The following is a 23,600-nucleotide window of genomic DNA, read 5'->3' as shown; positions in this document are numbered from 1 at the left end:
AGCTCGCCAGCCTGCCGCATTTCGCCGCGGCGGGGGCGGCGGGGGCGGCGGCGCCTCGCCCTTCGGCACCGCGCCGCCGCCGGCCATCTGGGCGAGATCGCTCATCAGCCGGTTGACGCCGCGCACCCGCTGGGGCTCGTCGGTCCATTCGCGGGTGTAGACCAGCTTGTGGTCGGGCCGCAGCTTCATCAGGCTCATCTGCTGGCTGATGTAGGTCAGCAGCTTGGCCGGCTCGGCGTAGCTGTTGTTGCGGAAGGTCAGCACCGCGCCCTTCGGCCCGGCGTCCACCCGCTCCACCCCCGCCTGCCGGCAGAGCTGCTTGATGGTCACCACGTCCAGCAGGTTTTCCACCTCGCCCGGCAGCTTGCCGAAACGGTCGATCAGTTCCGCCGCGAAGCCGTCCACCTCGGCCCGGTCCACCAGCTCCGCGATGCGGCGGTAGAGCGACAGGCGCACCGTCAGGTCGGGGACATACTCCTCCGGGATCAGGACGGGGGTGCCCAGGTTGATCTGCGGGGTCCAGGGCTGGTCCTCCGCCCCGCTCGGCACCTGCCCGTCCATGTTGGCGCGGGCGTTGGCGACGGCCTCCTCCAGCATGTGCTGGTAGAGTTCCACGCCCACTTCCTTGACGTGGCCCGACTGTTCCTCGCCCAGCAGGTTGCCGGCGCCGCGGATGTCCATGTCGTGGCTGGCGAGCTGGAAGCCGGCACCCAAGGAATCCAGCGTCTCGATGACGTGCAGCCGCTGCTGCGCCGTACCGGTCAGCGGCTTGTTCGGCGCGTAGGTGAGGTAGGCATAGCCGCGCACCTTCGACCGGCCGACGCGCCCGCGGATCTGGTAGAGCTGGGCCAGACCGAACATGTCCGCCCGGTGCACGATCAGCGTGTTGGCGTTGGGGATGTCGATGCCGCTCTCGATGATGTTGGTGGCGAGCAGCACCTCGAACTTGCCCTCGTCGAAGGCGGTCATCACCTCTTCCAGCTCGCTGGCGGGCATCTGGCCGTGGGCGGTGACGATCTTGACCTCCGGGACCAGTTCCCGCACCCGCTCGGCGACCTTCGGCAGGTCCTCCACGCGGGGGCAGACGTAGAAGGTCTGGCCGCCCCGGTAATGCTCGCGCAGGATCGCCTCGCGCACCACCACGGGGTCGTAGGGCAGCACGAAGGTGCGCACCGCGAGACGGTCCACCGGCGGGGTGGCGATCAGCGACAGCTCGCGCACGCCGGACAGCGCCATCTGGAGCGTGCGCGGAATCGGCGTGGCGGTCAGCGTCAGGACGTGCACGTCGGCGCGCAGCTCCTTCAGCCGCTCCTTCTGCTTCACGCCGAAATGCTGCTCCTCGTCCACGATGACCATGCCGAGCTGCTTGAACTGCACGCCCTTGCCGAGCAGCGCGTGAGTGCCGATCACGATGTCGGCGGTGCCCTGCTCCAGCTCCTGCTTGACCTTGGTCTGCTCCTTGGCGGTGACCATGCGCGACAGTTGCACGATGCGCAGCGGCAACCCCGCGAAGCGCGTCGTGAAGGTCTTGAAATGCTGGCGCGCCAGAAGCGTGGTCGGCACCACCACGGCGACCTGCTGGCCGCTCATGGCGACGAGGAAGGCGGCGCGCAGCGCCACCTCCGTCTTGCCGAAGCCGACGTCGCCGCAGACCAGCCGGTCCATGGGACGGCCCGAGCCGAGATCGGTGAAGACCTCCTCGATGGCCTTCAACTGGTCGTCCGTCTCCGGATAGGGGAAGCGGGCGGCGAATTCCTGATAGACGCCCTCCGGCGTGTAGACCGGGTCGGCCTTTTTCAACATGCGTTCGGCGGCGATCTTCAGAAGCGCCTCGGCCATGTCCTTCAGGCGCTTCTTGACGCGGGCCTTGCGGCCCTGCCAGCCGGCCCCGCCCAGCTTGTCGAGCTGCGCGTGCGCGTCCTCCGACCCGTAGCGGGTCAGCACCTCGATGTTCTCGACGGGGACGTAGAGCTTGTCGCCGCCCTCGTAGATCAGCCGCAGGCAGTCGTGGGGGGCGCCGGACACCTCCAGCGTCTCCAGCCCGTCATAGCGCCCGATGCCGTGGTCCATGTGCACCACGAGATCGCCGGAGGCCAGCGCCGTATATTCCGCGATGAAGTTGGCGGCCTTGCGCTTCTTCTTCGCCGCCGGGCGGACGAGGCGGTCGCCGAGGATGTCCTGCTCGGTGATGACCGCCATGTCGGCGGAGGTGAAGCCATGCTCCATCCCCAGCACGATCATGCCGATGATGTTGCGGTCGAAGCGGCGGACGTCCTCGATGCTCTCCGCCGGCTCCAGCCCCGGAATGCCGTGGTCGCCCAGCACCGTCATCAGGCGGTCGCGGGAGCCCGCGGAATAGCCGGCCACCAGCACGCGGCGCCCATCGGCCCGCAGCGCGCGGATGTGGTCCTTCACCGCCTCGAAGACGTTCACGTCGGGCCGCGCCCGCTCCTCCGCGAAGTCGTGGCCACGCCGCCCGCCGGCGTCCAGCGTGCCCTTGATGCCCGGCGGCGTGCCGAAGGGCTGGAGCTGGGCCACGGCGTGGGCGGCGAACAGGTCGTCCCAGGCCTGCGCGTCGAGGAACATCATGCCGACCGGCACCGGCTTGTAGACCGGCGAGCCCGTCCGCTTCTCGATGACGATCATGCTCTCGCGGGAGGCGTGGAAGTCCACCACCTGCGCGATGCGCGAATCGCGCGCCTCCGTCGCCTGATGGTCCAGCGACAGGATGGCCCTGGGCATGTAGGCCAGCAGCGATTCCATGCTCTCGTGGAACAGCGGCAGCCAATGCTCCATGCCGCCGTACTTGCGCCCGGCGCTGATCGCTTCATACAGCGGGTCGTCGTCCGTGACGGCGCCGAACAGCTCGCGGTAGCCGGAGCGGAAGCGGGCGATGCCGGCCTCGTCCAGGAAGACCTCCGACATCGGCTTCAGGTCGATGCCGTCGCGCTTGTCGGTGGTGCGCTGCGACATGGGGTCGAAGCTGCGCACCGCCTCCAGCTCGTCGCCGAACAGGTCGAGGCGCAGCGGCTCGTCGGTGCCCGGCGGGAACAGGTCCACGATGCCGCCGCGTATGGCGAATTCACCCGGCTCGCGCACCGTCTGGGCGCGGGTGTAGCCGTTGCCGGCGAGATAGCGCTGCAGCTTCTCCAGGTCGATCCGGTCCCGCAGCTTCGCCGAGAACACCGCGTCGCGGAAGGCGGCGCGGGGCGGCACCTTCTGCACCATGGCGTTGACGGTGGTCAGCACGACCAGCGGCGGCGCGTCCGCCTTGCGCGCCAGCAGGCGGGTCAGCGTGTCGATTCGCTTCGCCACGATGCCGCCGTTGGGCGACACCCGGTCGTAGGGCAGGCAGTCCCAGGCCGGGAACACCTGCACCTCCAGCGACGGCGCGAAGAAGGCCAGCGCCTCCGCCAGTTGGGCGGCGCGGGTGTCGTCGAGCGCGACGTGGAGAAGCCCCGCGCTCCCCGCCCGCTTGGCGAGGTCGGCAAGGACGCGGGCGTCATGGCCGGCGGGGGCGCCGCCGACCAGAAGGCGGCCGGAGCGTCCCGGCTGCAACTGTTCGAAGCTGGGCAAGGATCGGGCCTCAGGACCCCTGACGGGGCGTGTAGCGGAACTTGGTCAGCAGTTGCATGACGTCGGTGTCATGCTCGGCGGGCAGCGGCTCGCGCCCGGCGTACCAGTTGTAGAGATCGGGATCGCTCAGTTCGAGCAGCGCCTCGTAGCGGTCGAGCTGCGCGTGATCGAAATCCGGGACATGGGCGTCGGCGAAGCTGCCGATCAGCAGGTCCATCTCGCGCATGCCGCGGTGCCACGACCGGAAGCGCAGCCGCTTGCGCCGGTTTTCCAGGGATTCGCCGCTTTCGGACAGGGTGTTCTCGTCGCTCATGCCATCCACGCCAAAAAGCCCCGGCCCCGGAAGATAGGGGGCGGAGCGGTCCACATCCACCCCCGCATCCTGCACACCGGCACGCCCCCGCGCAAACCGAAATGCCGGACCATCCCCCGGACGAAGCTTGATTCAGCGCGAAAGCCACGCCTCCAGGCCGTTGCGCAGGTCGGGGCCGGGGGCCAGCCGGGCGAAACGTTCCGTCTCCACGGCCAGCCCTTCGCCGATGGTCATGTTCAGCCCGCGGGTCACCGCCCCCAGGATGCCGGACACCGCCGCCGGGGAATGCCGGACGATCCGCCCCGCCAGTTCGAAGGCCGCGGGCAGCAAAGCGTCGTGGGCCACCACCTGATTGACCAGTCCCACCGCCAGAGCCGTGGCGGGCGGAAAGGCGTCGCCGGTCAGCAGCCATTCCAGCGCCCGCTTGCGCCCGGCGTTGCGGGGCAGCCGTTGTGTCCCGCCGAAGGTCGGCATCATGCCGAGCTTGATCTCCGCCTTGGAGAAGCTTGCCCGCTCGCTGGCGACGGCGAGGTGGGCGGCCTCCAGGATCTCGCAGCCGCCGCCGTAACAGATGCCGTTGACCGCGGCGATGACCGGCTTCGGATAGGCTTCGATCCGCGCGCACAGCGTCTGGCCGGGACGGAAGGCACGCACCGCCGCCTCCGGTCCCCGCCGGACGGCCTGGGTGAACTCGGCGATGTCCGCCCCGGCGGAAAAGGCCCGCTCCCCGGCCCCGGTGACGATGACGGCACGCACCGACTCGTCGGTCTCCAGCGCATCGAGCGCGTCGAGCATCGCGGCGGCGAGCGCGGTGCTGATGGCGTTCAGCTTCGCAGGCCGGTTCAGGGTGAGGGTGGCGATTCCTCCGGCGGTGACGCACCGAACGGGGGTCGGGGGGGTGTCGCAGGGCATGTGGCGTTCCTTCTTCGCGTGTTTGGGCTGCCCCACTGTCGAGTGTGCGCCGTGTGCCTGACAAACGAGTATGGCGCGGCTTCGAGTGAACACCGCTCATCCGAAGGGCCGCTTCGGCAACCGCGTGGCGTACCCTCCGCCGCGTAGCGCCAAAGCGTCGCCTTGACAGGTCCGAGACAGTTGGTACACTGAACAGTCCCAGTCCCTGCCGTGGGAGGCCGCCATGACCGACGGTTCGATCGGACGTTCGGAGCCCCTGGTCCGCTCGCCCGGCGCGGTGGAACGCTCGGGCAGCGCCACCGACCGCAAGCAGCGGCGGCAGAATCGGCAGGACCTGCAACAGCAGGAGCGGGAACAGCAGGAACGCCGCAGCCAGGAGGACGCCAACCACAAGCGGCGGCGCCTTTATGACCTGCTGTTCGACGAGATCGACGAGCTGGACACGCTGAACGCCGGACAGCGGGCGCGCATCAAGCAGAATCTGCGCGCGCAGCTCGCCAACCGCCGCCCGCCGCCCCACCTCGCTCCCAACCTCGCCCAGCCCCCGCCGCCGGACCAGGACATCGAACGCATCGCGGCGGCGCTTCTCGAACGGGCCGCCGCCGGCCCGCCCGCCGATCACGACCACATCGTCGATATGGTCGCGCCGACGAACCCGGCGCTTCCGCCGGGGCAGACGGCGGAGAATGTGGCACTCGCCAATCAGTTGCGCGATTGTCTGGAGCAGCGCACGACGACATCGCGGCGCGTCGCGGTCTATCTGCGCCTGCTTCTGACGCTCGAAGGGGCCTTCCGTCCGCATCTGGTGGTGGACGCATAGCCACAGCCCCAATGCGGGTATAATGCGCGAATTCGGAGAAAGCCTCCCTCCGATGCGCCACCCAGGATGGTCGGGCCATGCGGCACAATGGCCCTGTTATTCCTCCGGCGACGGCCCGGGGCGCTTCCCCGCGCCGTTCCCGCCGCGGAAAACCCGCTCCCGCAGGGAGGTTCCCCCGTGCCCGACACCCATCTCGCCACGCACGCCCAGCCGTCCGGCGACGCCCTCCGCCAAGCGCTCTCCACCCGCTTCCAAAAGATCCGCGCCCGCACCGCCGAACTCGCCGCCCCCCTGTCGCCGGAGGACCTGATGGTCCAGTCCGTCGCCGACGGGGCGCCGGCCAAATGGCACCTCGCCCACACCACATGGCTGTTCGAAACCACCGTCCTGGTGCCCTGCAACCCCGGCTACCGGCCCTTCGATCCGGCCTTCCTGACGCTGTTCGCCGCCCGCGACGACCGGTTCGGCAGCCACCAGCTTCCCTCCCCCACCTTGCGCCTGCTCTCCCGGCCCAACGCGGGGGAGGTGATGCGCTACCGCGACCATGTGAACGCCGCGGTCCTGCATCTGCTGAATCAGGCCGACGAGGCGGAGTTGCCGGACATCGCGAACCGGGTGGTCGTCGGCATCACCCATGAGCGGCGCCACCAGGAGCGGCTGCTGAACCACATCAAGCACGCCTTCTGGAGCAACCCGCTGCGCCCCGCCTACGATCAGCCGCCGCAGACCGCGCCGGCCCCGCCGCAACCGGAGCGCTGGATGGAGCATGAAGGCGGCATCGTCGAGATCGGGCGCACGGAAGCCTGGGCCGGATTCGACCATGAGGGGCCGCGCCACCGCGTCTATCTGGAGCCCTTCCGCCTCGCCGCCCTGCCGGTGTCCTGCGGCGCCTTCCGGGACTTCATCGAGGACGGCGGCTACACCAGGCGCTCGCTCTGGCTGGCCGACGGCTGGGAAGCGGTGCGGGCCGAGGAATGGCAGGCGCCGCTCTATTGGGAATGGCGCGACGGCGCGTGGCAGATCTTCACCCTCTACGGTATGCGCCCGCTCGACCCCGCGGAGCCGGTCTGCCATGTGAGCTGGTTCGAGGCCGACGCCTTCGCCCGCTGGGCCGGAAAGCGCCTGCCGGACGAGGCCGAATGGGAAGCCGTCGCCTCGCGGTGCGACAGCATGGGCAATCTGCTGGGCACCGGCAACCGCCATCCGCGCCCCAGCACCTGCCACGGCGACGGCCCCTGGCAATTGTTCGGCGACGTATGGGAATGGACCCGCAGCCCCTTCGCCCCCTATCCCGGCTACCGCCTGCCGGACGGGGTGGACGAGGCCGTCCATGGCCGCTTCATGACGAACCGCATGGTGTTGCGGGGCGGAAGCTGCGTCACGCCCTTCGATCACGCCAACCCGACGACCCGGCACTATCTGCGCCCGGAAACACGGCTGTCCTTCACGGGCCTGCGGCTGGCGGAGGATGCGTGAACATCGCAGGCGCCCGACATATTAGAATCGTTGTAAACGGTGGCGCCGCACCGCAGCAGAGGATATAACCGTACGCGGATTATGGTTTTAGGAGCGTGCGATGTCCCTCGATCTGCCTCAGGTGTTCCGCCACCACGTCTTTTGTTGCGCCCAGCAGCGCCCGCCCGGCCACCCGCGCGGAAGCTGCGCGGCGAAGAACGCCCACCCGCTGTGGGAACAGCTCGGCCAGCGCATCCAGGCCAAGGGGCTGCTGGACGTCGGCATGGCCTGGACGGGCTGCCTCGGCTTCTGTTCCGCCGGTCCGCTGATGGTGGTCTATCCGGAGGGCCTCTGGTACCGCCCGGAAACGCCCGCGGACATCGACGAGATCGTCGAATCGCACCTTGTCAACGACACGCCGGTCGAACGGCTGGTGATGGTGTTGACCCGCTGAACGCAAAAGCCCCTCCGCGGCGGTGCCGGCGGAGGGGCTTTTTCCTTGCGAAAAGACGATGCTACTTCCGGAACAGGAACTCGCGGCCGACCTTCACGCGCTTCTCACCGTCATATTCGATGATGTCGGCGGTGGCGTAGGTCTCGGTCCAGCGCTCGGGCAGATAGCTGCCGGTGCCGATGATGTCCACCGGGGCGTTCGCCTCGGCCATCAGGCGGCATTTCGCCGGGCCGAAGCCGGAGCTGGCGACGATCTTGACCGCCGGGAATCCCGCCTCGTCCAGCTTCTCGCGCATGAAATGGACCGCCGCCGCCGACACGCCGGTGCCGATCAGGTAGCGGAGCTGCGTCTCGTCGCGGTAGCCGCGGATGGAATGGGGCGCGTGCCGCTCCAACACCGCGTAGGAACCCGGCGGGTCCAGCCCCTCCAGGAAGCGCCCGCCCGGCGTGTCGAGCCGCACCGCCAGCTTGCCCTGCGCGGCGAGTCCGGGGAAGCGGCGGCAGACCTCCAGCGCGTCGGTCACCTCGCGCCCAAAGTAATCGACCAGAACGGTCAACGGCAGTTCGGGGAAGGTTTCGTGGAACATCTCCGCCGCCCGCACGGTCGATCCGGCATAGCCGATCAGCGCGTGCGGCATGGTGCCCATGCCCTTCTTCTGGCCGAAGAAATGCGCGGTGGCGTCGGTGGCGTTGCCGATGAAGCCCTTGGCGCCGACCTTGCGCTTGGCCCGGTCCGACCCGACCGAGGCGGCGTAGGCCATCATCTCCTCCATCTCCGTGCCGGCGCAGTGGCGCGCCTCCATGGCGAGGAAGGCGGTCTTCGGCAGGTCGGCGCACATGGTGAAGGCGTTGTAGGCGCCGACGCAGGCGGGGCCGAGCTTCTGCAGGATGATCGTCTCGGTGTCCACCAGATGGTAGAAGGAGCCGGTGATGTACAGGATCGGCTCGCCCGCACCGACCCACTTCCCTTCCGGATAGTTCAGGACGATGTCGATGTCGAATCCGCGTTCCCGCGCCACCGCCTCCAGCCATTCAATGGCGAGTCGCGGTGCGCAGACCACCGGGCGGCGCATGAAAATGGCGTAGGTGACCTTCTTGTCACCGAACTTCCCGACCGCCTCCTTGGTCCGCTTGAAATAGGTGTCGGTCCATTCGGTGATGGCCGAGGCGGGCGGATGACTGGCCGGCGCCTGCTTCGTGGTCTCGTCCATGGCGATGTCCTCGTCTTCCCGCTCTTGCCCTTCGCGATGGTCGCATCCGGAGGCCGCCCCCGCGGCGGGACCGGCAATCCGATTGAGAAACCAGCATTATACGCCCCGGCGCTCCGGTGGAAGAGGCTTCATCCGGTACGGCCACCCGCCGCGGGCAATGGTGATTTTCCGAAAATACGCTACGAAATCCTGCGCATTTCAATCACAAAGAACTGCCGAACAGGAACGCAGTTCCACGATGTAATTCACTTTCATCAAAAAGTATAAAATACCTGTATTTGACGACCTCCTTTTGCCCCTTCACTATCCTTCCAAGAACAGGCGCCATCCCCCTTCGGCGCCGGAAAAAGCGACGAGGTCGGCATGAGCCGGACAATCAGCCAGAACGCGCCGAGCTTTGCGGCAGGCCCCTCGACGCTCGACCGCTTGGGCCGCCGGGTGGTTCTCGGGCTTCTCTGCACCATGGCCGGGCTGGCCGCGGCGGGCACCGGCGGGGCCTTCCTGCTGAAGCCCGGCACGGCGCAGGCCGGGCGCGCGGTGGGGGACACGCTGCGGACCGCCGCCAACTACGCGCGCCTGCCGGCGATGATCTTCACGTTGGCCGATGGCGACCGGCTGCGGGAACTGCGGGTCCGCGTGGTTCTGGACATGGAACCGACCGCCCCCGCCAAGACGGTGGAAAGCTACGGCCCGCGCATCGCCAGCGCCATGACCAACGTGATGCTGGAAGCCGACCCCGGCGAGCTGCGGGGGCGCAACGGCGCCTTTTACATCAAGGACGCGGTGATGCGCACCGCCACCAAGGAACTCGGCGCGATGAAAATCCGGCAGGTGCTGGTCCAGGAACTCGTCATGCGCTGACCGAAGGCCCACGTCCTCCCAAGCTCATCAGGCAGAGGCTCGTCAGGCAGGGGCTCGACAGGCCAAGGCTCGACAGGCCAAGGCTCGACAGGGACGCCGGAATGGGGAACACTCCGCACCCGTTCGGGGACTTGTACGAACTGTGGGATTGGAAGGAGACGGCTGTGGCCGAGTTCGATTTCGACCTCTTCACCATCGGTGCCGGCTCCGGCGGCGTTGCGGCCAGCCGGCGGGCCGCGGCCATGGGCGCCAAGGTCGCCATCTGCGAGGGCAGCCGGGTCGGCGGCACCTGCGTCATCCGCGGCTGCGTGCCGAAGAAGCTGCTGGTCTACGCCGCCCAGTTCCGCGACGCCTTCGAGGACGCCTGCGGATTCGGCTGGGCCTCCCACACGCCGGCCTTCGACTGGGCCACGCTGATCGGGCGCAAGGACACCGAGATCGACCGGCTGAACGGCATCTACATCAAGATGCTGGAAAACTCCGGGGTCACGCTGCACACCGGATTCGGGCGGCTGATCGACCGCCACACGGTGGAGGTCGGGAACCGGCGCTACACCGCCAGGAACATCCTGGTCGCCACCGGCGGCTGGCCGTCGCTGCCGAAGATTCCCGGGATCGAGCACGCCGTCACCTCCAACGAGGCGTTGCAGCTCGGCACCCTGCCCCGCTCCGTCATCATCCTGGGCGGCGGCTACATCGCCGTTGAGTTCGCCGGCATCTTCCGGGGCCTGGGCGCCGAGGTGACGATCATGATCCGCGGCGAGGAGCTGCTGAACGGCTTCGACGACGACATCCGCGTGGCGCTGGCGCAGGAGATGCGCAAGCGCGGCATCACCATCCAGGCCCGCACCCAGCCGGTGAAGGTCAAGGAAGGCCCCGGCGGCTTCACCGTCACCGACCAGCTCGGGCGGGAGCATTCCGCCGGCCTCGTCATGGCGGCGACCGGGCGGCGACCGAACACCCGCGACCTGGGGTTGGAATCCGTCGGCGTCGCGCTGGACGACAGCGGGGCGATCCGGGTGGACGAGTATTCGCGCACCAGCGTGGACAACATCTTCGCGGTGGGCGACGTGACCGACCGCATGGCCCTGACCCCCGTCGCCATCGCCGAGGGGCGCGCCTTCGTGGAGACGGTGTTCAACGACAACCCGACCAGCATCAGCTACGCCAACATCCCGACCGCCGTCTTCTCCATCCCGCCGCTCGGCACCGTCGGCCTGACCGAGGCGGAGGCGCGGGCCAAATACGGGACGGTGGACATCTACAAGGCCGGCTTCCGCCCGATGAAGCACACCATGTCGGGCCGCGACGAGCGCGTCCTGATGAAGCTGGTCGTGGACGGTGAGAGCCAGCGCGTTCTGGGCTGCCACATGATGGGCATGGACGCGCCGGAAATCGTCCAGGGGCTGGGCATCGCGCTGAACTGCGGCGCCACCAAGAAGGACTTCGACCGCACCATCGCCCTTCACCCCTCTACCGCGGAAGAGTTCGTTCTGATGCGCGAGAAGGTGTCCTGACGATCGGACGTTAAACCAAAGGTCAGGAACGGGATTTCCTGGAACGCTTCTAAGAAGCGCATGTTGAGGGCTCACCACGGCGCTTCCGGACCATCCGGAAGCCGCCGTCACCATTCCTTTCATCGAGGAACCGGGAGGGCTCCAACGCATGTTCATGCACAACAAGAACCTGATGTACACGGTCCGCGTGGCGGAACCGGACCCGAAGCTGGCCAGCCTGATGCTGGAACAGTTCGGCGGTCCCCAGGGCGAACTGGCGGCGGCCTTGCGTTACTTCACGCAGGGTCTGGCCGACGAGGATCCGGCCCGCAAGGACATGCTGATCGACATTGCGACCGAAGAGTTGAGCCATCTGGAGATCATCGGCAGCATCGTCGCCATGCTGACCAAGGGTGTGAAGGGCAAGCTGGCCGAGGGCGCGGAGGAGGTCACCGACCTCTACGCCGACATCGCCAAGGGCAACGGCAGCCACACGCTGGCCCTCCTCTACGGCGGCGGCCCGGCGCTCACCAACTCCGCGGGGCAGCTTTGGACCGGCGGCTACATCGACAGCATCGGCGAGCCGACCGCCGACCTGCGCTCCAACATCGCCGCGGAATCGCGGGCCAAGATCATCTATGAGCGCCTCATCAACATCACCCCCGATCCCGGCGTGAAGGACGCGCTGACCTTCCTGATGACCCGCGAGGTCGCGCATCAGAAGATGTTCGAGAAGGCGCTCTATTCCATCGAGAACAACTTCCCGCCGGGCAAGCTGCCGGGCAACCCCGAATACACCGACAAGTACTACAACATGAGCCAGGGCGACGGCGACGCCCGCGGCCCGTGGAACCAGGGCGAGCAGTGGGAGTTCGTGAACATCCGCCCCGACCAGGCCCCGGTCAGCGGCGGTGACGGCAACCCCTCCGTCCGGCTGGCGGCGGAGGAGATGAAGGCGGTCAACGAGGCCGCCAAGCGCACCATGTCGCGCACCGACGTGAACCCGGTGACGGGTGCGGATCTCGGTGCCGGCCCCGGCTCCGGCAAGATGACTCCGGTGAAGTAAGGCCCCAATTCCCCTCCCCCGCCCAGCTCTTGCGCAAACCTCTGGTTTGCGCTGGCGCGGCAGGCGGACCTTTGGTCCGCCGAGAGCGGGGGAGGGTCAGGGTGGGGGCAAGTGTTCGATTGGTGCGTTGCCCACCTAAACCTTCACCGCCACCTCGTCCCGCCGTGGCCGTGTCATCAGCCACAGCAGCACCAGCAGCCCCGGCAGCGCGCCGCCGGTGGACAGCAGGAAGAAGCCGCTCCAGTCCATCCGCTCGGCCAGCCAGCCGGACGACGCCCCGAACAGATCGCCCCCCAGCTTGTAGAAGCTGCTGAGCAGCGCGTATTGCGTGGCGGTGTAGGCGGTGTTGCAGAGGCTCGACAGATAGGCGACGAAGGCCGCCGTCGCGATGCCGCCGCAGACATTCTCCAGCGCCACCGTCACGGCCAGAGCCGACACGTCGTGCCCGACCTGGGCCAGCATGACATAGCCCAGGTTGGACAGCATCTGCATCAACCCGCCGGCCAGCAGCCCGCGCAGCACGCCGACGCGCCCGACCAGCACGCCGCCGATCAGCCCGCCGGCGATGGTCGCCCACAAGCCGAACAGTTTGGTGACGTTGGCGATCTCCGTCTTCTCGAAACCGAGATCGACGTAGAAGGGCGCCGCCATCACCCCCGCCAGCACGTCGCCCAGCTTGTAGCAGGCGATGAACAGCAGGACCGCCGCCCAGGCCGGCCGCGTCATGAACTCCACGAAGGGCGCCACGACCGCGCCGTAGATCCAGGCGAGCAGGTCCGCCTTCCACCCCGTCAGGTGCGGGCGCGCGGCCAGCCAGTCGGCCACATGCCGCTCCCGCGCCCTGGATTCCGCTGAATCCGCGACCTTCGGCTCGCGGTTCAGCAGGATGGTCACCATGCCGACCGCCACCAGCCCCGCCATGACGTAGTAGGCGACGTGCCAGCCGAAGAACTCCGCGAGGTAGAGCGCCCCCGCCCCCGCCGCCAGCATGCCGAAGCGGTAGCCCAGCACCAGGATGGCCGCCCCCGCCGCCTGCTGGTGCTCCTCCAGAACCTCGACGCGGTAGGCGTCGACCACGATGTCCTGGCTGGCCGAGAAGAAGGCCACGACCACGGCCAGCATGGCGGTCCACCACAGGTCGGTCACCGGGTTGGTGCTGCCCAGCCCGACCAGCGCCGCCATCAGCCCGGCCTGCGCCACCAGCGCCCAGCCGCGCCGCCGCCCGAACAGCCGCGTCACCACCGGCAGGCGCAGCCGGTCGATCAGCGGCGCCCACACGAATTTCAGCGCGTAGGGCATGGTGACCAGCGCGAACAGGCCGATGGCCGTCTTGCTGACGCCGCCCTCGCGCAGCCAGACCGACAGGGTGGAGCCGGTCAGCGCCAGCGGCAGCCCTTCGGAAAAGCCCAGGAACAGAATGGCCAGAACGCGCCGGTCAAGATAGACGGAGGCCGCCTGGCTCCAGGAGGATGGTTTCACCCGCTCAACCCTTCCGCACACCTGCGTAACCGTCTGTATAGGCCGTGGCCGGGCACCCCCGCCAGCGCGCTTTTTCGGGCGTGCCGCCGCATCATCCATTGCGGAAGTTGCGGTCGAAACTATGGAAAAATTTCTCCGCGGCGGCTATACAGATTACCCCTCTGGCCGTCATCCGGCCCTCGGGAGGAACCCTTAGCACAAGGAAAGAGCGGGCGTCATGGTTGAGCGTTGGTCCCCCGACAGCTGGAGGTCGAAGCCGGCGAAGCAGCTTCCGACCTATCCGGACCCGTCCAAGGTCGAAGCGGTGGAGCAGCGCCTGTCCTCCTATCCCCCGCTCGTCTTCGCCGGCGAGGCGCGCCGGCTGAAGGACAGCCTCGCCGCCGCCGCCGCCGGCAACGCCTTCCTGCTCCAGGGCGGCGACTGCGCGGAGAGCTTCGCGGAGTTCCACCCGAACAACATCCGCGACACCTTCCGCGTGCTGCTGCAGATGGCCGTCGTGCTGACCTTCGGCGCCGCCATTCCGGTGGTGAAGGTGGGCCGCATGGCCGGCCAGTTCGCCAAGCCGCGCTCCGCCGACACCGAGGTGCTGGAGGGGGTCGAGCTGCCGTCCTACCGCGGCGACATCATCAACGGCTTCGACTTCACGCCCGACGCCCGCGTTCCCGACCCGGAACGCATGATGCAGGCCTACACCCAGGCCGCGGCCACGCTGAACCTGCTGCGCGCCTTCTCCCAGGGCGGCTACGCCGACCTGCACAAGGTGCACCAGTGGACGCTGGGCTTCGTGGAGCGCTCCCCCGCCGGCGAGCATTTCCGCGAGATCGCCAACCGGCTGGACGAGACGCTGGCCTTCATGGCGGCCTGCGGCATCACCGCCCAGACCACCCCGCAGATCCGTGAGACGGAGTTCTTCACCAGCCACGAGGCGCTTCTGCTGCCCTTCGAGCAGGCGATGACCCGCGTGGACAGCACCACCGGCGACTGGTACGACGTGTCGGCCCACATGCTGTGGATCGGCGACCGCACCCGCCAGCCGGACGGCGCGCATGTGGAATTCCTGCGCGGGGTGAAGAATCCGATCGGCCTGAAGTGCGGCCCGTCCACCGACCCGGATGAGCTGATCCGCCTGATCGACATTTTGAACCCGACGAACGAGCCGGGCCGCCTGACCCTGATCGTCCGCATGGGCGCCGACAAGGTCGGGGAGAAGTTCCCGGCCCTGCTGCGCAAGGTGCAGCGCGAGGGCCGCGTGGTCGTCTGGTCCTGCGACCCGATGCACGGCAACACCGTCAAGTCCTCCAGCGGCTACAAGACCCGCCCGGTGGAGAAGGTGCTGTCGGAGGCGCGCGACTTCTTCGCCGTCCATCAGGCCGAAGGCACGCACGCCGGCGGCGTCCATTTCGAGCTGACCGGCCAGGACGTGACGGAGTGCACGGGCGGCGCCCAGGCGATCACCGACCACAAGCTGGCGCTGCGTTACCACACCGCCTGCGACCCGCGCCTGAACGCCAGCCAATCGCTGGAGCTGGCCTTCCTGCTGGCCGAGGAGCTGAAGCGCGCCCGTCTCCAGCGCGACGCCGACCGCCGGGCCGCGGCGGCGGAGTAAGCGTCTGCCCCCTCCCTCCCTCTCCCGCTGCGCAGGGGAGAGCCTGGGAGGGGGCAAACAGCGCAGGCGCCTACCGCACCACCATCCGCTCCAGAAGCACGTCCCGCACCCGGACGGTCTGCGCCTCGCGCTTCACCACGCTCGCCACGGCGCTCTTGATCAGGTTGGCGCCTTCGGCCCCGTTCAACTGGTCGGGCTCGATCTGGCGCAGCCGGTCGGCCATCTGGTCCGCGATGCGGGGCACATAGGGCGCCGCCGCATTCGGGTCCGCGGTGGGCTCGATCTCCAGAAGCACGCGGATGTCCACCAGACGCGCGTCGCTGCCGCCCAGCGTGAAGGTCATCAGCGGCAAGGCGGCGTAGGTCTTCTGCGGCTTGCGCTCGCCGCCGGCGCTGCGGGCGCCGGTCTTGCTGGACACCACGGTCCAGGTGCCCAGCGCCGCGAGCAGCACCAGGACAACCGCGATGATGACGGGCGTCAGGGACACCGATTCCCCGTCGGAGCGCCGCAGCAGAAACCGCACCGGGCCGCCTTTCCCCCAACTGGGGTCGTGGCAATTTTAAGGAAAGTTTATATTAGATAAAAAAACAGGGCCGGTCAAAGAGCGTCGCGCGACCGGCCCTGTTTTTTTACTTGCAACCGGCGCCCGGCTTTCAGCCGCCGATGCCGCCCATGCACAGATACTTGATCTCCAGGAAGTCCTCGATCCCGTACTTCGAGCCTTCGCGCCCGATGCCGCTCTCCTTCATGCCGCCGAAGGGCGCGACCTCCGTGGAGATGATGCCCTCGTTGATGCCGACGATGCCATATTCCAGCGCCTCCGCCACCCGCCAGACGCGCCCGATGTCGCGGCTGTAGAAGTAGGCGGCCAGACCGAATTCGGTGGCGTTGGCCATGCGCACGGCCTCCTCCTCCGTCTCGAAGCGGAACAGCGGGGCCACCGGGCCGAAGGTTTCCTCCCGCGCCACCTTCATGGCCGGGGTCACGTCGGCGAGGATGGTCGGCTCGAAGAAGCTGCCGCCCAGCTCATGCCGCCGCCCGCCCAGCACCACGCGGGCGCCCTTGCCCACGGCGTCGCGGATGTGGTCCTCGACCTTCTCCACCGCCGCCATGTCGATCAGCGGCCCCTGCTGCGCGCCGTCCGTGGTCAGGCCGGGGCCGACCTTCAGCGCCTTCACCGCCTCCGCCAGCTTCGCCGCGAAGGCGTCGTAAACTCCGGCCTGCACCAGCAGCCGATTCGCGCAGACGCAGGTCTGGCCGGTGTTGCGGTATTTCGAGGCGATGGCGCCCTTCACCGCCTCGTCCAGGTCGGCGTCGTCGAAAACCAGGAAGGGCGCGTTGCCGCCCAGTTCCAGCGACACCTTCTTCACCGTCCCGGCGCATTGGGCCATCAGTTCCTTGCCGATCTCGGTGGAGCCGGTAAAGGTCAGCTTGCGCACCGCCGGGTTGCCAGTCATCTCGCCGCCGATGGCGCGGGCGGAACCGGTGACGACGCTGAGGATGCCCGCCGGAACGCCCGCCCGCTCCGCCAGCACGGCCATGGCGAGCGCGGTCAGCGGGGTGGCCGTGGCCGGCTTGACGACCATCGGGCAGCCGGCGGCCAGCGCCGGCCCGGCCTTGCGGGTGATCATGGCCGCCGGGAAATTCCACGGCGTGATGGCGGCGGTGACGCCGATCGGCTCCTTGGTCACGACGATGCGGCGGCCCGGCAGATGCTGCGGGATGGTGTCGCCGTAGACGCGCTTGCCCTCCTCCGCGAACCATTCGACGAAGGACGCGGCGTAGGCCACCTCGCCCCGCGCCTCGGCCAGCGGCTTGCCCTGCTCCGCCGTCATGATGCGGGCCAGGTCCTCCTGGTTCGCCATCATCAGGTCGAACCAGGCGCGCAGGACCTTGGCGCGCTCCTTCGCGGTCAGGGCGCGCCAGGCCGGCCAGGCGCGCTCCGCCGCCGCGATGGCCCGGCGCGTCTCCTCGGCGCCCATCATCGGCACGCTCCCCAGGACGCTGCCATCGGCGGGGTTCGTCACCTCCACGGTCCTGCCGCCGTCGGCGTCGGTCCATTTCCCGTCGATGAAGCACTGGAAGCGCAGCAGCTCGGCGTCCTTCAGCCCAAGCCGGCGGGCGGTGTCCACGGAATCATACGGCATGGTGCCTTCCTTCCCTCGGTTCTTGCGCGCAGCCGCGCGTTCGGCAGAAACTATAGGGCGCAGCGCCGGGCCTGCGATCCTTTGCCGCTCCTCCCTTGCCCCTTCCCTGTCGTCGTCACGGCAATCCTCACGGCACCGGCGCTTTGCCCTGGACAGCCCGTCGCGCCATTGGGCAGCATGGTTGTGGCGCACGCGGCTGCGATGCAAAAAATGGCCACGAACGGCCCAATGGAAAGCCGAATCCGTCATGCGGAGGATTGCGGCGCGCAAGAGGGGGAGATGCAGGGGCATGGAGGATGCGGAACGCACCTGCCGTCCGGACCGTAACGAACCGGCCGGTTCCGGGTCCGGGCGCGCCGCGCTCTGCGAAGCGCTGTTCGCCGCCACCGGCCACCTCGTCATCGTCACCGACCCGTCCGGCGTCATCCTGGACCTGAACCCCGCGGCGGAGCGGCGGCTCGGCTACCGGCGGGAGGAGCTGGCGGGCCGCGCCACGCCCCTGCTGTTCCACGACCGCCACGAACTGGCCGCCGAGGCCGCCCGCCTGTCGAAGGAACTGGGCGAACCGGTGGCGCCGGACATCGATGTCTTCACCGCCCTGCCCCGCCGCGGCCGGCCCTACCGCCGGGAATGGACCTTCATCCGCAAGGACGGGTCCCATCTTCCGCTGTGGCTGGAGATGACGGCCCTGTACGGGCGCGACGGAGCCCTGCTCGGCTACGCCGGCCTGTCCGGCGACGCCGGCACCTCCCACGCGCGGGAGCGCGCCGCCGCCGATGCCCAGGCCGCCCTGCGCGCCCGCGAGGAAGCCGAGCGCGCCAACCTGTCCAAGTCGAAGTTCCTCGCCGCGGCCAGCCACGACCTGCGCCAGCCGCTGCAATCCGCCCTGCTCTTCGCGGCGGCGCTCGCCCCCGCCCTGACCGATCCGCGCGCCCAGCGGATGGCCGCCAACCTGGAAATGAGCCTGGAGGCCCTGCGCGCCCTGCTCGACCGGCTTCTGGACATCTCGAAGCTGGACGCCGGGGCGGTGCAGGCGCGGATGGCGGACATCCCCATCGCCCCCCTGCTGGAGGAGCTGAACGCCACCTACGCCCCGCGCGCGGCGGCCAAGGGGCTGGGCTGGCGGGTGGATTGCGCGCCCACCCTGGTGCGCAGCGACCCCGACCTGCTGGGCCGCATCCTGCGCAACCTCGTGGAAAACGCGCTGACCTACACGCTGGACGGCGGGGTGGAGGTGCTCTGCGCCATCACGGGGACGGATCTGACGATCACCGTGCGCGACAGCGGGATCGGCATCCCCGCCGACAAGCTGGACGAGATTTTCCAGGAATTCACCCAGCTCGGCAACCCGGAGCGCGACCGGAACCAGGGGCTGGGGCTGGGGCTCGCCATCGTGCGGCGCCTGTCGCGGCTGATCGGGCATCCGGTGCGGGTGCAATCCCGCTTCGGCGTGGGGTCGGAATTCTCGGTCACCGTCCCGCTCGCCGCGCAGACGGGCGCCGCCCCGTGCGACGCGCCGGAGCCGCCCGCCTCCGATGGGATCGCCCTCGGGGATGGCCGGCTCGTGCTGCTGGTGGAGGACGACGCGCTGGTGCGCGCCGGGCTGGTGGCGATGATCCGGCAATGGGGCTACCGCACCATGGACGCCGGCTGCTGGGAGGAGGCGGACGCCGCCCTGCGCGGCGGCGGGCGGGTGCCCGATGCGGTGATCGCCGATTACCGGCTGCGCGACGGCGTGACCGGGGTGTCCGTCCTGCGCGCGCTGGGGGACCTGTACGACGCGCCCGTCCGCGCCATCCTGCTGACCGGGGAAACCGGCGCCCTGCCCCAGGTGGAGGCCCGGAGCATCGGCTGCCCCGTGCTGCACAAGCCGATCAGCCCGGCCCTGCTCCAGGCCGCCTTGGGCGAATTGTTCCAGCCGGAGGGTGCGCCGGGCATCAGCCCGGAATGACCGCCCCCGGAATGACCGGCACATTGTCGATCAGGCGGGCCTTGCCCATCCAGGCGGCGGCCAGCAGTCGCGCCGGACGCTCCGCGCGGCTGACCGGCTCCAGCGTGCCGGCGTCGCGCAGCTCCACATAGTCGATGGAGCCGAAGCCGGCGGCGCTGACGCGGGCCCGCACCGCCTCCAGGACCGCGGCGGCCTCCGCGCCGCCGGCCAGCGCCGCCGCGGCGTCGAGAAGCGCGCGATTCAGCTCCGGCGCGCGGGCGCGCTCGTCGGCGGACAGGTAGGCGTTGCGCGAGGACATGGCGAGCCCGTCGGCCTCCCGCACGGTCGGCAGCCCCTCCACCCGCACCGGAATGTCCAGATCGCGGGCGAAGCGGCGGATGACCATGAGCTGCTGGTAATCCTTCTCCCCGAACACCGCCACGTCGGGCTGGGCCTGCAGGAACAGCTTCGTCACGACCAGGGCGACGCCGCCGAACATCTGGGGCCGGAAGGTACCGCACAGCCCCTCCGCCGGGCCGCCGACCGAGATGGCCGTGGCGAAGCCCTCCGGATACATCGCGCGCACCGTGGGGGCGTAAAGCAGGTCGCAGCCCGCCGAGGCGAGCTTGCGCGAATCCCCGGCCTCGTCGCGCGGGTAGCGGTCGAAGTCCTCGTGCGGGGCGAATTGGGTGGGGTTGACAAAGACGCTGGCGACCACACGGTCGGCCAGTTCACGGGCGCGGCGCACCAGGGCCAGATGGCCGTCGTGCAGCGCCCCCATGGTCGGCACCAGGGCCACCGTCTTGCCCTCGCGGTGCCAGGACGACACCTGGGCGCGGAGATCGTCCACGCTGCGGACGACCGGCAGGGGCTGTTCCGACTCCGGAACGCGGGCGGCGGCGAGGGAGGTCATGGCGGTGTGCTCCACAGGCGTCATAAACGGCGCTGGGATAAACCGCCGGGCCGGCGCTGTCCAGTCATGGAATTAACGAACGGCTGCCGATTTTGAAATTTTCCCATCCGGCGGGCGGGATGGGCCGACCACCCGCCCCGGCCCGCGGACGAGGATCAACGCATCAGCGTGACGACGACCAGATAGGTCAGGTTCACCCAGGCGCCGAGCGTGGCCAGGAGGACCAGGGTGGCCGGAGACAGGACCACCGAACCGAGGATCACGACGAGCGCCACGACCAGCAGGCCGAGGGCGAGAAGGGTCACGCGCGTATCTTCCATGTCACTGCTTCCAGGTGATTGAAAAAATCGGATGCTGGAAGCGATAGACGAAAACCCCACGCGCTGTAGCTGATCTGAATCAACTGCGGTGGCGTTTGCGGTGGCGTTTGTTCCAAAAAGACACCGGCGGATGGGCGGAGTTTTTGTGTGGTATCGCGCCATGCACAACGGCCACGCAAACTGCGCGGCCATCGACGATCATTGATGGGCATCGGGTAAGAAGCGGTGTTTGGGATGGTGGGCGCAGTAGGGATTGAACCTACGACCCCACCCGTGTGAAGGGTGTGCTCTCCCGCTGAGCTATGCGCCCATCCCAAAAACAACCGCTGACGCACCGCGAAGACGACGACGCGAGGCCAGACCGGCCCCGATCCTGTTCATTTCCGCGGTGAAGGGGATGGTACCATCCGCAAAGCCCATGAACCATCGGACTTTGGGATGGTGGGCGCAGTAGGGATTGAACCTACGACCCCACCCGTGTGAAGGGTGTGCTCTCCCGCTGAGCTATGCGCCCATCCCAGTAAAACCGCGTCGGCATCGGGCTCGTTACGCTGTCGCGTCGTTGCCGCCGCTGCGGTGAGGCGGGTTTCTAAAGGCCCCGCCCCCTCCTGTCAAGCATCTGTTTCACACCAATATCAAAGAAACCGATCCGCCCGGAGCCCCCCTTGATGAGCAAACGGACATGACGCACCGGACCGCGCTTCCCTCCGCCGCCCTCGCCGCCGGGCTGTGCGCGGCGCTGACCGGGCTGTTCCCCCTGCCCGCCCTGGCGCAGCGCTGGCAACTGGACTACCGCGTCCATGTCGGCGGGGTCGCCGTCCTCGACGCGCGGGCGGAGCTGACGCTGACCGAAGGCCGCTACCGCGTCCAGGTGAACGCGGCGACGGACGGCTTCCTGGGGCGGATGTTTCCCTGGGAAACCCAGTCTCTCAGCGTCGGCGCGGTCCGGCCCGACGGCGTCGCCCCGATCCGCCACACCCAGTCCGGCGTCCTGCGCGGCGCGCCCCGCACCGTAACTCTGGATTACGGCCCGGACGGAAGCGTGCGGGCTCAGGTCTCCCCGCCGCCGGAGGAGGAGGACCGCGATCCCGTGCCGGAGGCGCTCAGCCGGCAGACCCGCGACCCGCTGAGCGGGGTCGTGGAAATGCTGCTGGCCGGGCTCCACGGCGAGGGATGCCGGCGCACGGTGCCCATCTACGACGGGCGCCGCCGCTACGACATGATGGTCGCGGACCGGGGAATGACGATGGTCGGGGAGTCGCGCCATTCCGTCTTCTCCGGCGCGGCGCGGCACTGCCAGCTCTCCTACAGGCCGGTGGCCGGCTACGAGCGCAAGCCGCGCCAATCCTTCTGGCAACGCGGCGGAGGCCGGGAGGATCGTCCGCCCGTCGATGTGTGGATTGCGCCGGTCGAAGGAGGGAGCGGCCCGCCGCTGCCCGTGCGGCTGGAAACCGACAGCGGGCTCGGCGGGGTGGTCGTCCATCTCACCGCCGCCCGCAGGACCGACCAGACGGCGGAGAGCCCCGCCGGGCCGGGCAGCGCGCAGCCCCGTTGACGATCAGGCGCGGGCGACACCGCCGCTGCAGGCGGTGGGGTGGTACAGCAGCTCGGCCATGGGCCGCTCGGCCAGCGCCTGCTCGCACAGGCGGTTGAACTCGGCCATCTGGCGCTGCAGCTCGCTGTGATGGGCCATCATACGGTCAAAGTCGGCGGTGGCCGATTCGAGCTGGCTGGCCGATTGATGACGGGCGGCGTTGCGGGCCTCGATGGAGAGCGTCTCACCGGTCTGCGTCTTTCCGGGAAAGGCAAGGATCTGGGCCATGGATGTCTCCTTCGCTCACCGCCATTCGATGACCCCATCCAACAACATTTACCTTTCGTTAGCCACTGTTAATCTCTCATTAACCATGACAAGAAGGAGACCTACGGCAGGGCTTCCGCTGCCCCCGCGGCGGAGACGGTCCGTCAGGCGCCCAGGCGGCGCAGCGCGTCCGGCAGATCGGCGAAGCGGTCCAGCAGAATGTCGGCGCCCAGCTCCCGCACCGGCATGCGGGGATAGCCGTAGGTCATCGCCACCACCGGGACCCCGGCGGAGCGGGCGGCCTTCACGTCGTTGCCGTTGTCGCCGACCATCGCGGCGGAGCCGCCGCCCAGCGCCTCCACCACCCAGGACAGATGGCGCCCGTCCGGCTTTTTCACCGGAAGGGTGTCGCCGCCGGCCAGCGCGCCGAACAGCGGCGACAGGCCCAGCGTGTCGAGCAGCTTCCGGCTGATCCGTTCCGGCTTGTTGGTGCACAGGCCCAGCCGGACACCGCCGTCCGCCAGGGCCTTCAGAGTCTCCGGAACGCCGGGATAGAGCGCCGGCGGCTCGTCGTCCTGGAAATAGGCGTCGAGATAGTCGGCGAGGACCGGTTGCAGCGCCTCGTCGGTCAGGGCGCCGCCGGTCGCCGCGAAGGCCTGCCGGACGAGGTTGGCCGACCCGTCACCCACCATGCCCCGCACCTGCTCCTCCGTCAGGGCGGGCCGCGCGAAGCGGGACAGGGTGCGGTTCAGGACGCGGGTCATGTCCCGGGCGCTGTCGATCAGCGTGCCGTCCAGATCGAAGACGACCGCGGAGAAGGGAATGGCGGAGGATGCGGTGGGCATGGGCATGGGCATGGGTCCTGTAACGGATCGACGGCGTGCGGCACCCCGTTCGATAGCACGGCCCTCCCCCGGCGGCGACCCCATGTTCCTGCAAACCACCCTCGCATAGGCCCGTCGGCGCCGGCGGCACGGGTTGCGTACGCCCTCGGGCTGCAATCCATGTATGTCAGGTTGACACAAAAGTTGACTTGGGGTCACGGCACCGGTTGTGGCACTGAATGGCGGAAGACAGACTCCTCGCCCGGATTTTGATGCGCACGCTTTTCCACCCGTCCGCCATAACCCACACCCGATACTGCAGGGACATCCGATGACTCAGCACCGCCCGCTCGCCTGCGTGATTCTCGCCGCCGGCAAAGGCACCCGCATGAAGTCGGACCTGCCGAAGGTCCTGCA

The 23,600-nt window shown here is 68.9% G+C and carries 20 protein-coding genes and 2 tRNA genes; 9 read left to right on the top strand and 13 right to left on the bottom strand.

Translation table 11 applies throughout. The annotated features are described in order from the left end of the window. The 3 genes from mfd to QSG27_RS17480 all read right to left on the bottom strand — a co-directional run. Positions 1-3,576: transcription-repair coupling factor (gene mfd / locus QSG27_RS17490; RefSeq protein ID WP_306708325.1), on the bottom strand; the 3,576-nt coding region annotated here is incomplete at its 3' end. 10 nt (positions 3,577-3,586) lie between these two features. Beyond that, entirely contained in the window at positions 3,587-3,889 is a 303-nt protein-coding gene (locus QSG27_RS17485; RefSeq protein ID WP_038530795.1) for an FAD assembly factor SdhE, read from the bottom strand. Between the two features lie 132 nt (positions 3,890-4,021). Continuing rightward, the gene (locus tag QSG27_RS17480; protein ID WP_306708323.1) at positions 4,022-4,801 is read right to left on the bottom strand and encodes a crotonase/enoyl-CoA hydratase family protein; all 780 of its coding nucleotides are present in this window, start codon (positions 4,799-4,801) and stop codon (positions 4,022-4,024) included. A gap of 223 nt (positions 4,802-5,024) precedes the next feature. Between QSG27_RS17480 and QSG27_RS17475 the strand changes: the two genes are divergently transcribed. The 3 genes from QSG27_RS17475 to QSG27_RS17465 all read left to right on the top strand — a co-directional run bounded on the left by QSG27_RS17475 (position 5,025) and on the right by QSG27_RS17465 (position 7,530). Next, positions 5,025-5,621: a hypothetical protein gene (locus QSG27_RS17475; RefSeq protein WP_306708322.1), complete on the top strand. Its 597-nt coding sequence runs from the start codon at positions 5,025-5,027 to the stop codon at positions 5,619-5,621. Between the two features lie 177 nt (positions 5,622-5,798). Continuing rightward, positions 5,799-7,097: an ergothioneine biosynthesis protein EgtB gene (gene egtB / locus QSG27_RS17470; protein ID WP_306708320.1), complete on the top strand. Its 1,299-nt coding sequence runs from the start codon at positions 5,799-5,801 to the stop codon at positions 7,095-7,097. Between the two features lie 100 nt (positions 7,098-7,197). Next, positions 7,198-7,530 carry a (2Fe-2S) ferredoxin domain-containing protein gene (locus QSG27_RS17465; protein ID WP_306708318.1) on the top strand — a complete coding sequence of 111 codons (333 nt, stop codon included), beginning with the start codon at positions 7,198-7,200 and terminating at the stop codon, positions 7,528-7,530. Positions 7,531-7,591: 61 nt separating this feature from the next. On the opposite strand, the gene QSG27_RS17460 is transcribed toward QSG27_RS17465, so the two are convergent. Beyond that, complete coding sequence (locus tag QSG27_RS17460; protein WP_306708316.1) at positions 7,592-8,740, bottom strand: nicotinate phosphoribosyltransferase; 1,149 nt, start codon at positions 8,738-8,740, stop codon at positions 7,592-7,594. Positions 8,741-9,103: 363 nt separating this feature from the next. On the opposite strand from QSG27_RS17460, the gene QSG27_RS17455 reads away from it, so the two are divergent. The 3 genes from QSG27_RS17455 to QSG27_RS17445 all read left to right on the top strand — a co-directional run bounded on the left by QSG27_RS17455 (position 9,104) and on the right by QSG27_RS17445 (position 12,163). Beyond that, positions 9,104-9,601, top strand: a complete 498-nt coding sequence (locus QSG27_RS17455; protein ID WP_306708314.1) for a flagellar basal body-associated FliL family protein — start codon at positions 9,104-9,106, stop codon at positions 9,599-9,601. A gap of 164 nt (positions 9,602-9,765) precedes the next feature. Then, complete coding sequence (gor, locus tag QSG27_RS17450; protein ID WP_306708312.1) at positions 9,766-11,118, top strand: glutathione-disulfide reductase; 1,353 nt, start codon at positions 9,766-9,768, stop codon at positions 11,116-11,118. A 148-nt stretch (positions 11,119-11,266) separates the two neighbouring features. Beyond that, positions 11,267-12,163 (top strand): manganese catalase family protein, encoded by an 897-nt coding sequence (locus QSG27_RS17445; protein ID WP_306708310.1) that lies wholly within the window; start codon positions 11,267-11,269, stop codon positions 12,161-12,163. 135 nt (positions 12,164-12,298) lie between these two features. On the opposite strand, the gene QSG27_RS17440 is transcribed toward QSG27_RS17445, so the two are convergent. After that, positions 12,299-13,642, bottom strand: coding sequence for an AmpG family muropeptide MFS transporter (locus QSG27_RS17440; RefSeq protein ID WP_306708308.1), 1,344 nt, complete (start codon positions 13,640-13,642; stop codon positions 12,299-12,301). Positions 13,643-13,859: 217 nt separating this feature from the next. On the opposite strand from QSG27_RS17440, the gene QSG27_RS17435 reads away from it, so the two are divergent. Further along, the gene (locus QSG27_RS17435; protein WP_306708306.1) at positions 13,860-15,248 is read left to right on the top strand and encodes a class II 3-deoxy-7-phosphoheptulonate synthase; all 1,389 of its coding nucleotides are present in this window, start codon (positions 13,860-13,862) and stop codon (positions 15,246-15,248) included. 70 nt (positions 15,249-15,318) lie between these two features. Here the strand turns inward: QSG27_RS17435 and QSG27_RS17430 are convergent, their stop codons facing one another. Together QSG27_RS17430 and gabD are read right to left on the bottom strand one after the other, a co-directional pair. Next, a complete protein-coding gene (locus tag QSG27_RS17430) occupies positions 15,319-15,771 on the bottom strand; it encodes a flagellar basal body-associated FliL family protein (RefSeq protein ID WP_306708304.1) in 453 nt (150 codons plus the stop codon). A gap of 130 nt (positions 15,772-15,901) precedes the next feature. Then, positions 15,902-17,395, bottom strand: coding sequence for an NADP-dependent succinate-semialdehyde dehydrogenase (gene gabD / locus QSG27_RS17425; protein ID WP_306708302.1), 1,494 nt, complete (start codon positions 17,393-17,395; stop codon positions 15,902-15,904). A 289-nt stretch (positions 17,396-17,684) separates the two neighbouring features. Between gabD and QSG27_RS17420 the strand changes: the two genes are divergently transcribed. Continuing rightward, a complete protein-coding gene (locus tag QSG27_RS17420) occupies positions 17,685-19,346 on the top strand; it encodes an ATP-binding protein (RefSeq protein ID WP_306708300.1) in 1,662 nt (553 codons plus the stop codon). On the opposite strand, the gene panC is transcribed toward QSG27_RS17420, so the two are convergent. The 4 genes from panC to QSG27_RS17400 all read right to left on the bottom strand — a co-directional run bounded on the left by panC (position 19,333) and on the right by QSG27_RS17400 (position 21,072). Then, the gene (panC, locus tag QSG27_RS17415; protein WP_306708298.1) at positions 19,333-20,238 is read right to left on the bottom strand and encodes a pantoate--beta-alanine ligase; all 906 of its coding nucleotides are present in this window, start codon (positions 20,236-20,238) and stop codon (positions 19,333-19,335) included. The genes QSG27_RS17420 and panC overlap by 14 nt on opposite strands. Before the next feature lie 155 nt (positions 20,239-20,393). Further along, positions 20,394-20,558, bottom strand: coding sequence for a hypothetical protein (locus tag QSG27_RS17410; protein WP_014240656.1), 165 nt, complete (start codon positions 20,556-20,558; stop codon positions 20,394-20,396). Positions 20,559-20,793: 235 nt separating this feature from the next. Continuing rightward, positions 20,794-20,868 (bottom strand) — tRNA-Val (locus tag QSG27_RS17405). Positions 20,869-20,997: 129 nt separating this feature from the next. Further along, positions 20,998-21,072, bottom strand: a tRNA-Val gene (locus QSG27_RS17400). Between the two features lie 168 nt (positions 21,073-21,240). Between QSG27_RS17400 and QSG27_RS17395 the strand changes: the two genes are divergently transcribed. After that, positions 21,241-22,113 carry a DUF3108 domain-containing protein gene (locus tag QSG27_RS17395; RefSeq protein ID WP_306708290.1) on the top strand — a complete coding sequence of 291 codons (873 nt, stop codon included), beginning with the start codon at positions 21,241-21,243 and terminating at the stop codon, positions 22,111-22,113. A gap of 3 nt (positions 22,114-22,116) precedes the next feature. Here QSG27_RS17395 and QSG27_RS17390 read toward each other — a convergent pair whose 3' ends face one another. Continuing rightward, positions 22,117-22,380 (bottom strand): hypothetical protein, encoded by a 264-nt coding sequence (locus tag QSG27_RS17390; protein ID WP_306708288.1) that lies wholly within the window; start codon positions 22,378-22,380, stop codon positions 22,117-22,119. A 143-nt stretch (positions 22,381-22,523) separates the two neighbouring features. After that, on the bottom strand, positions 22,524-23,210 hold the full coding sequence (locus QSG27_RS17385; protein WP_306708286.1) for an HAD-IA family hydrolase: 687 nt from the start codon (positions 23,208-23,210) through the stop codon (positions 22,524-22,526). Positions 23,211-23,600 lie beyond the last annotated feature (390 nt).

This window comes from Azospirillum isscasi, assembly GCF_030849505.1.
Taxonomy (GTDB): Bacteria; Pseudomonadota; Alphaproteobacteria; order Azospirillales; family Azospirillaceae; genus Azospirillum; species Azospirillum isscasi.
Note: the sequence above shows the minus strand (reverse complement) of the source record. Positions and strands in the feature narration are given on the sequence as shown.

Bases quoted from the DNA above. Each gene is read 5' to 3' on its own strand.
- QSG27_RS17485 (WP_038530795.1), bottom strand. From the start codon at position 3,889: ATGAGCGACGAGAACACCCTGTCCGAAAGCGGCGAATCCCTGGAAAAC.
- QSG27_RS17480 (WP_306708323.1), bottom strand. From the start codon at position 4,801: ATGCCCTGCGACACCCCCCCGACCCCCGTTCGGTGCGTCACCGCCGGA.
- QSG27_RS17475 (WP_306708322.1), top strand. From the start codon at position 5,025: ATGACCGACGGTTCGATCGGACGTTCGGAGCCCCTGGTCCGCTCGCCC.
- QSG27_RS17465 (WP_306708318.1), top strand. From the start codon at position 7,198: ATGTCCCTCGATCTGCCTCAGGTGTTCCGCCACCACGTCTTTTGTTGC.
- QSG27_RS17460 (WP_306708316.1), bottom strand. From the start codon at position 8,740: ATGGACGAGACCACGAAGCAGGCGCCGGCCAGTCATCCGCCCGCCTCG.
- QSG27_RS17455 (WP_306708314.1), top strand. From the start codon at position 9,104: ATGAGCCGGACAATCAGCCAGAACGCGCCGAGCTTTGCGGCAGGCCCC.
- QSG27_RS17445 (WP_306708310.1), top strand. From the start codon at position 11,267: ATGTTCATGCACAACAAGAACCTGATGTACACGGTCCGCGTGGCGGAA.
- QSG27_RS17435 (WP_306708306.1), top strand. From the start codon at position 13,860: ATGGTTGAGCGTTGGTCCCCCGACAGCTGGAGGTCGAAGCCGGCGAAG.
- gabD (WP_306708302.1), bottom strand. From the start codon at position 17,395: ATGCCGTATGATTCCGTGGACACCGCCCGCCGGCTTGGGCTGAAGGAC.
- QSG27_RS17420 (WP_306708300.1), top strand. From the start codon at position 17,685: ATGGAGGATGCGGAACGCACCTGCCGTCCGGACCGTAACGAACCGGCC.
- panC (WP_306708298.1), bottom strand. From the start codon at position 20,238: ATGACCTCCCTCGCCGCCGCCCGCGTTCCGGAGTCGGAACAGCCCCTG.
- QSG27_RS17410 (WP_014240656.1), bottom strand. From the start codon at position 20,558: ATGGAAGATACGCGCGTGACCCTTCTCGCCCTCGGCCTGCTGGTCGTG.
- QSG27_RS17395 (WP_306708290.1), top strand. From the start codon at position 21,241: ATGACGCACCGGACCGCGCTTCCCTCCGCCGCCCTCGCCGCCGGGCTG.
- QSG27_RS17390 (WP_306708288.1), bottom strand. From the start codon at position 22,380: ATGGCCCAGATCCTTGCCTTTCCCGGAAAGACGCAGACCGGTGAGACG.
- QSG27_RS17385 (WP_306708286.1), bottom strand. From the start codon at position 23,210: ATGCCCATGCCCACCGCATCCTCCGCCATTCCCTTCTCCGCGGTCGTC.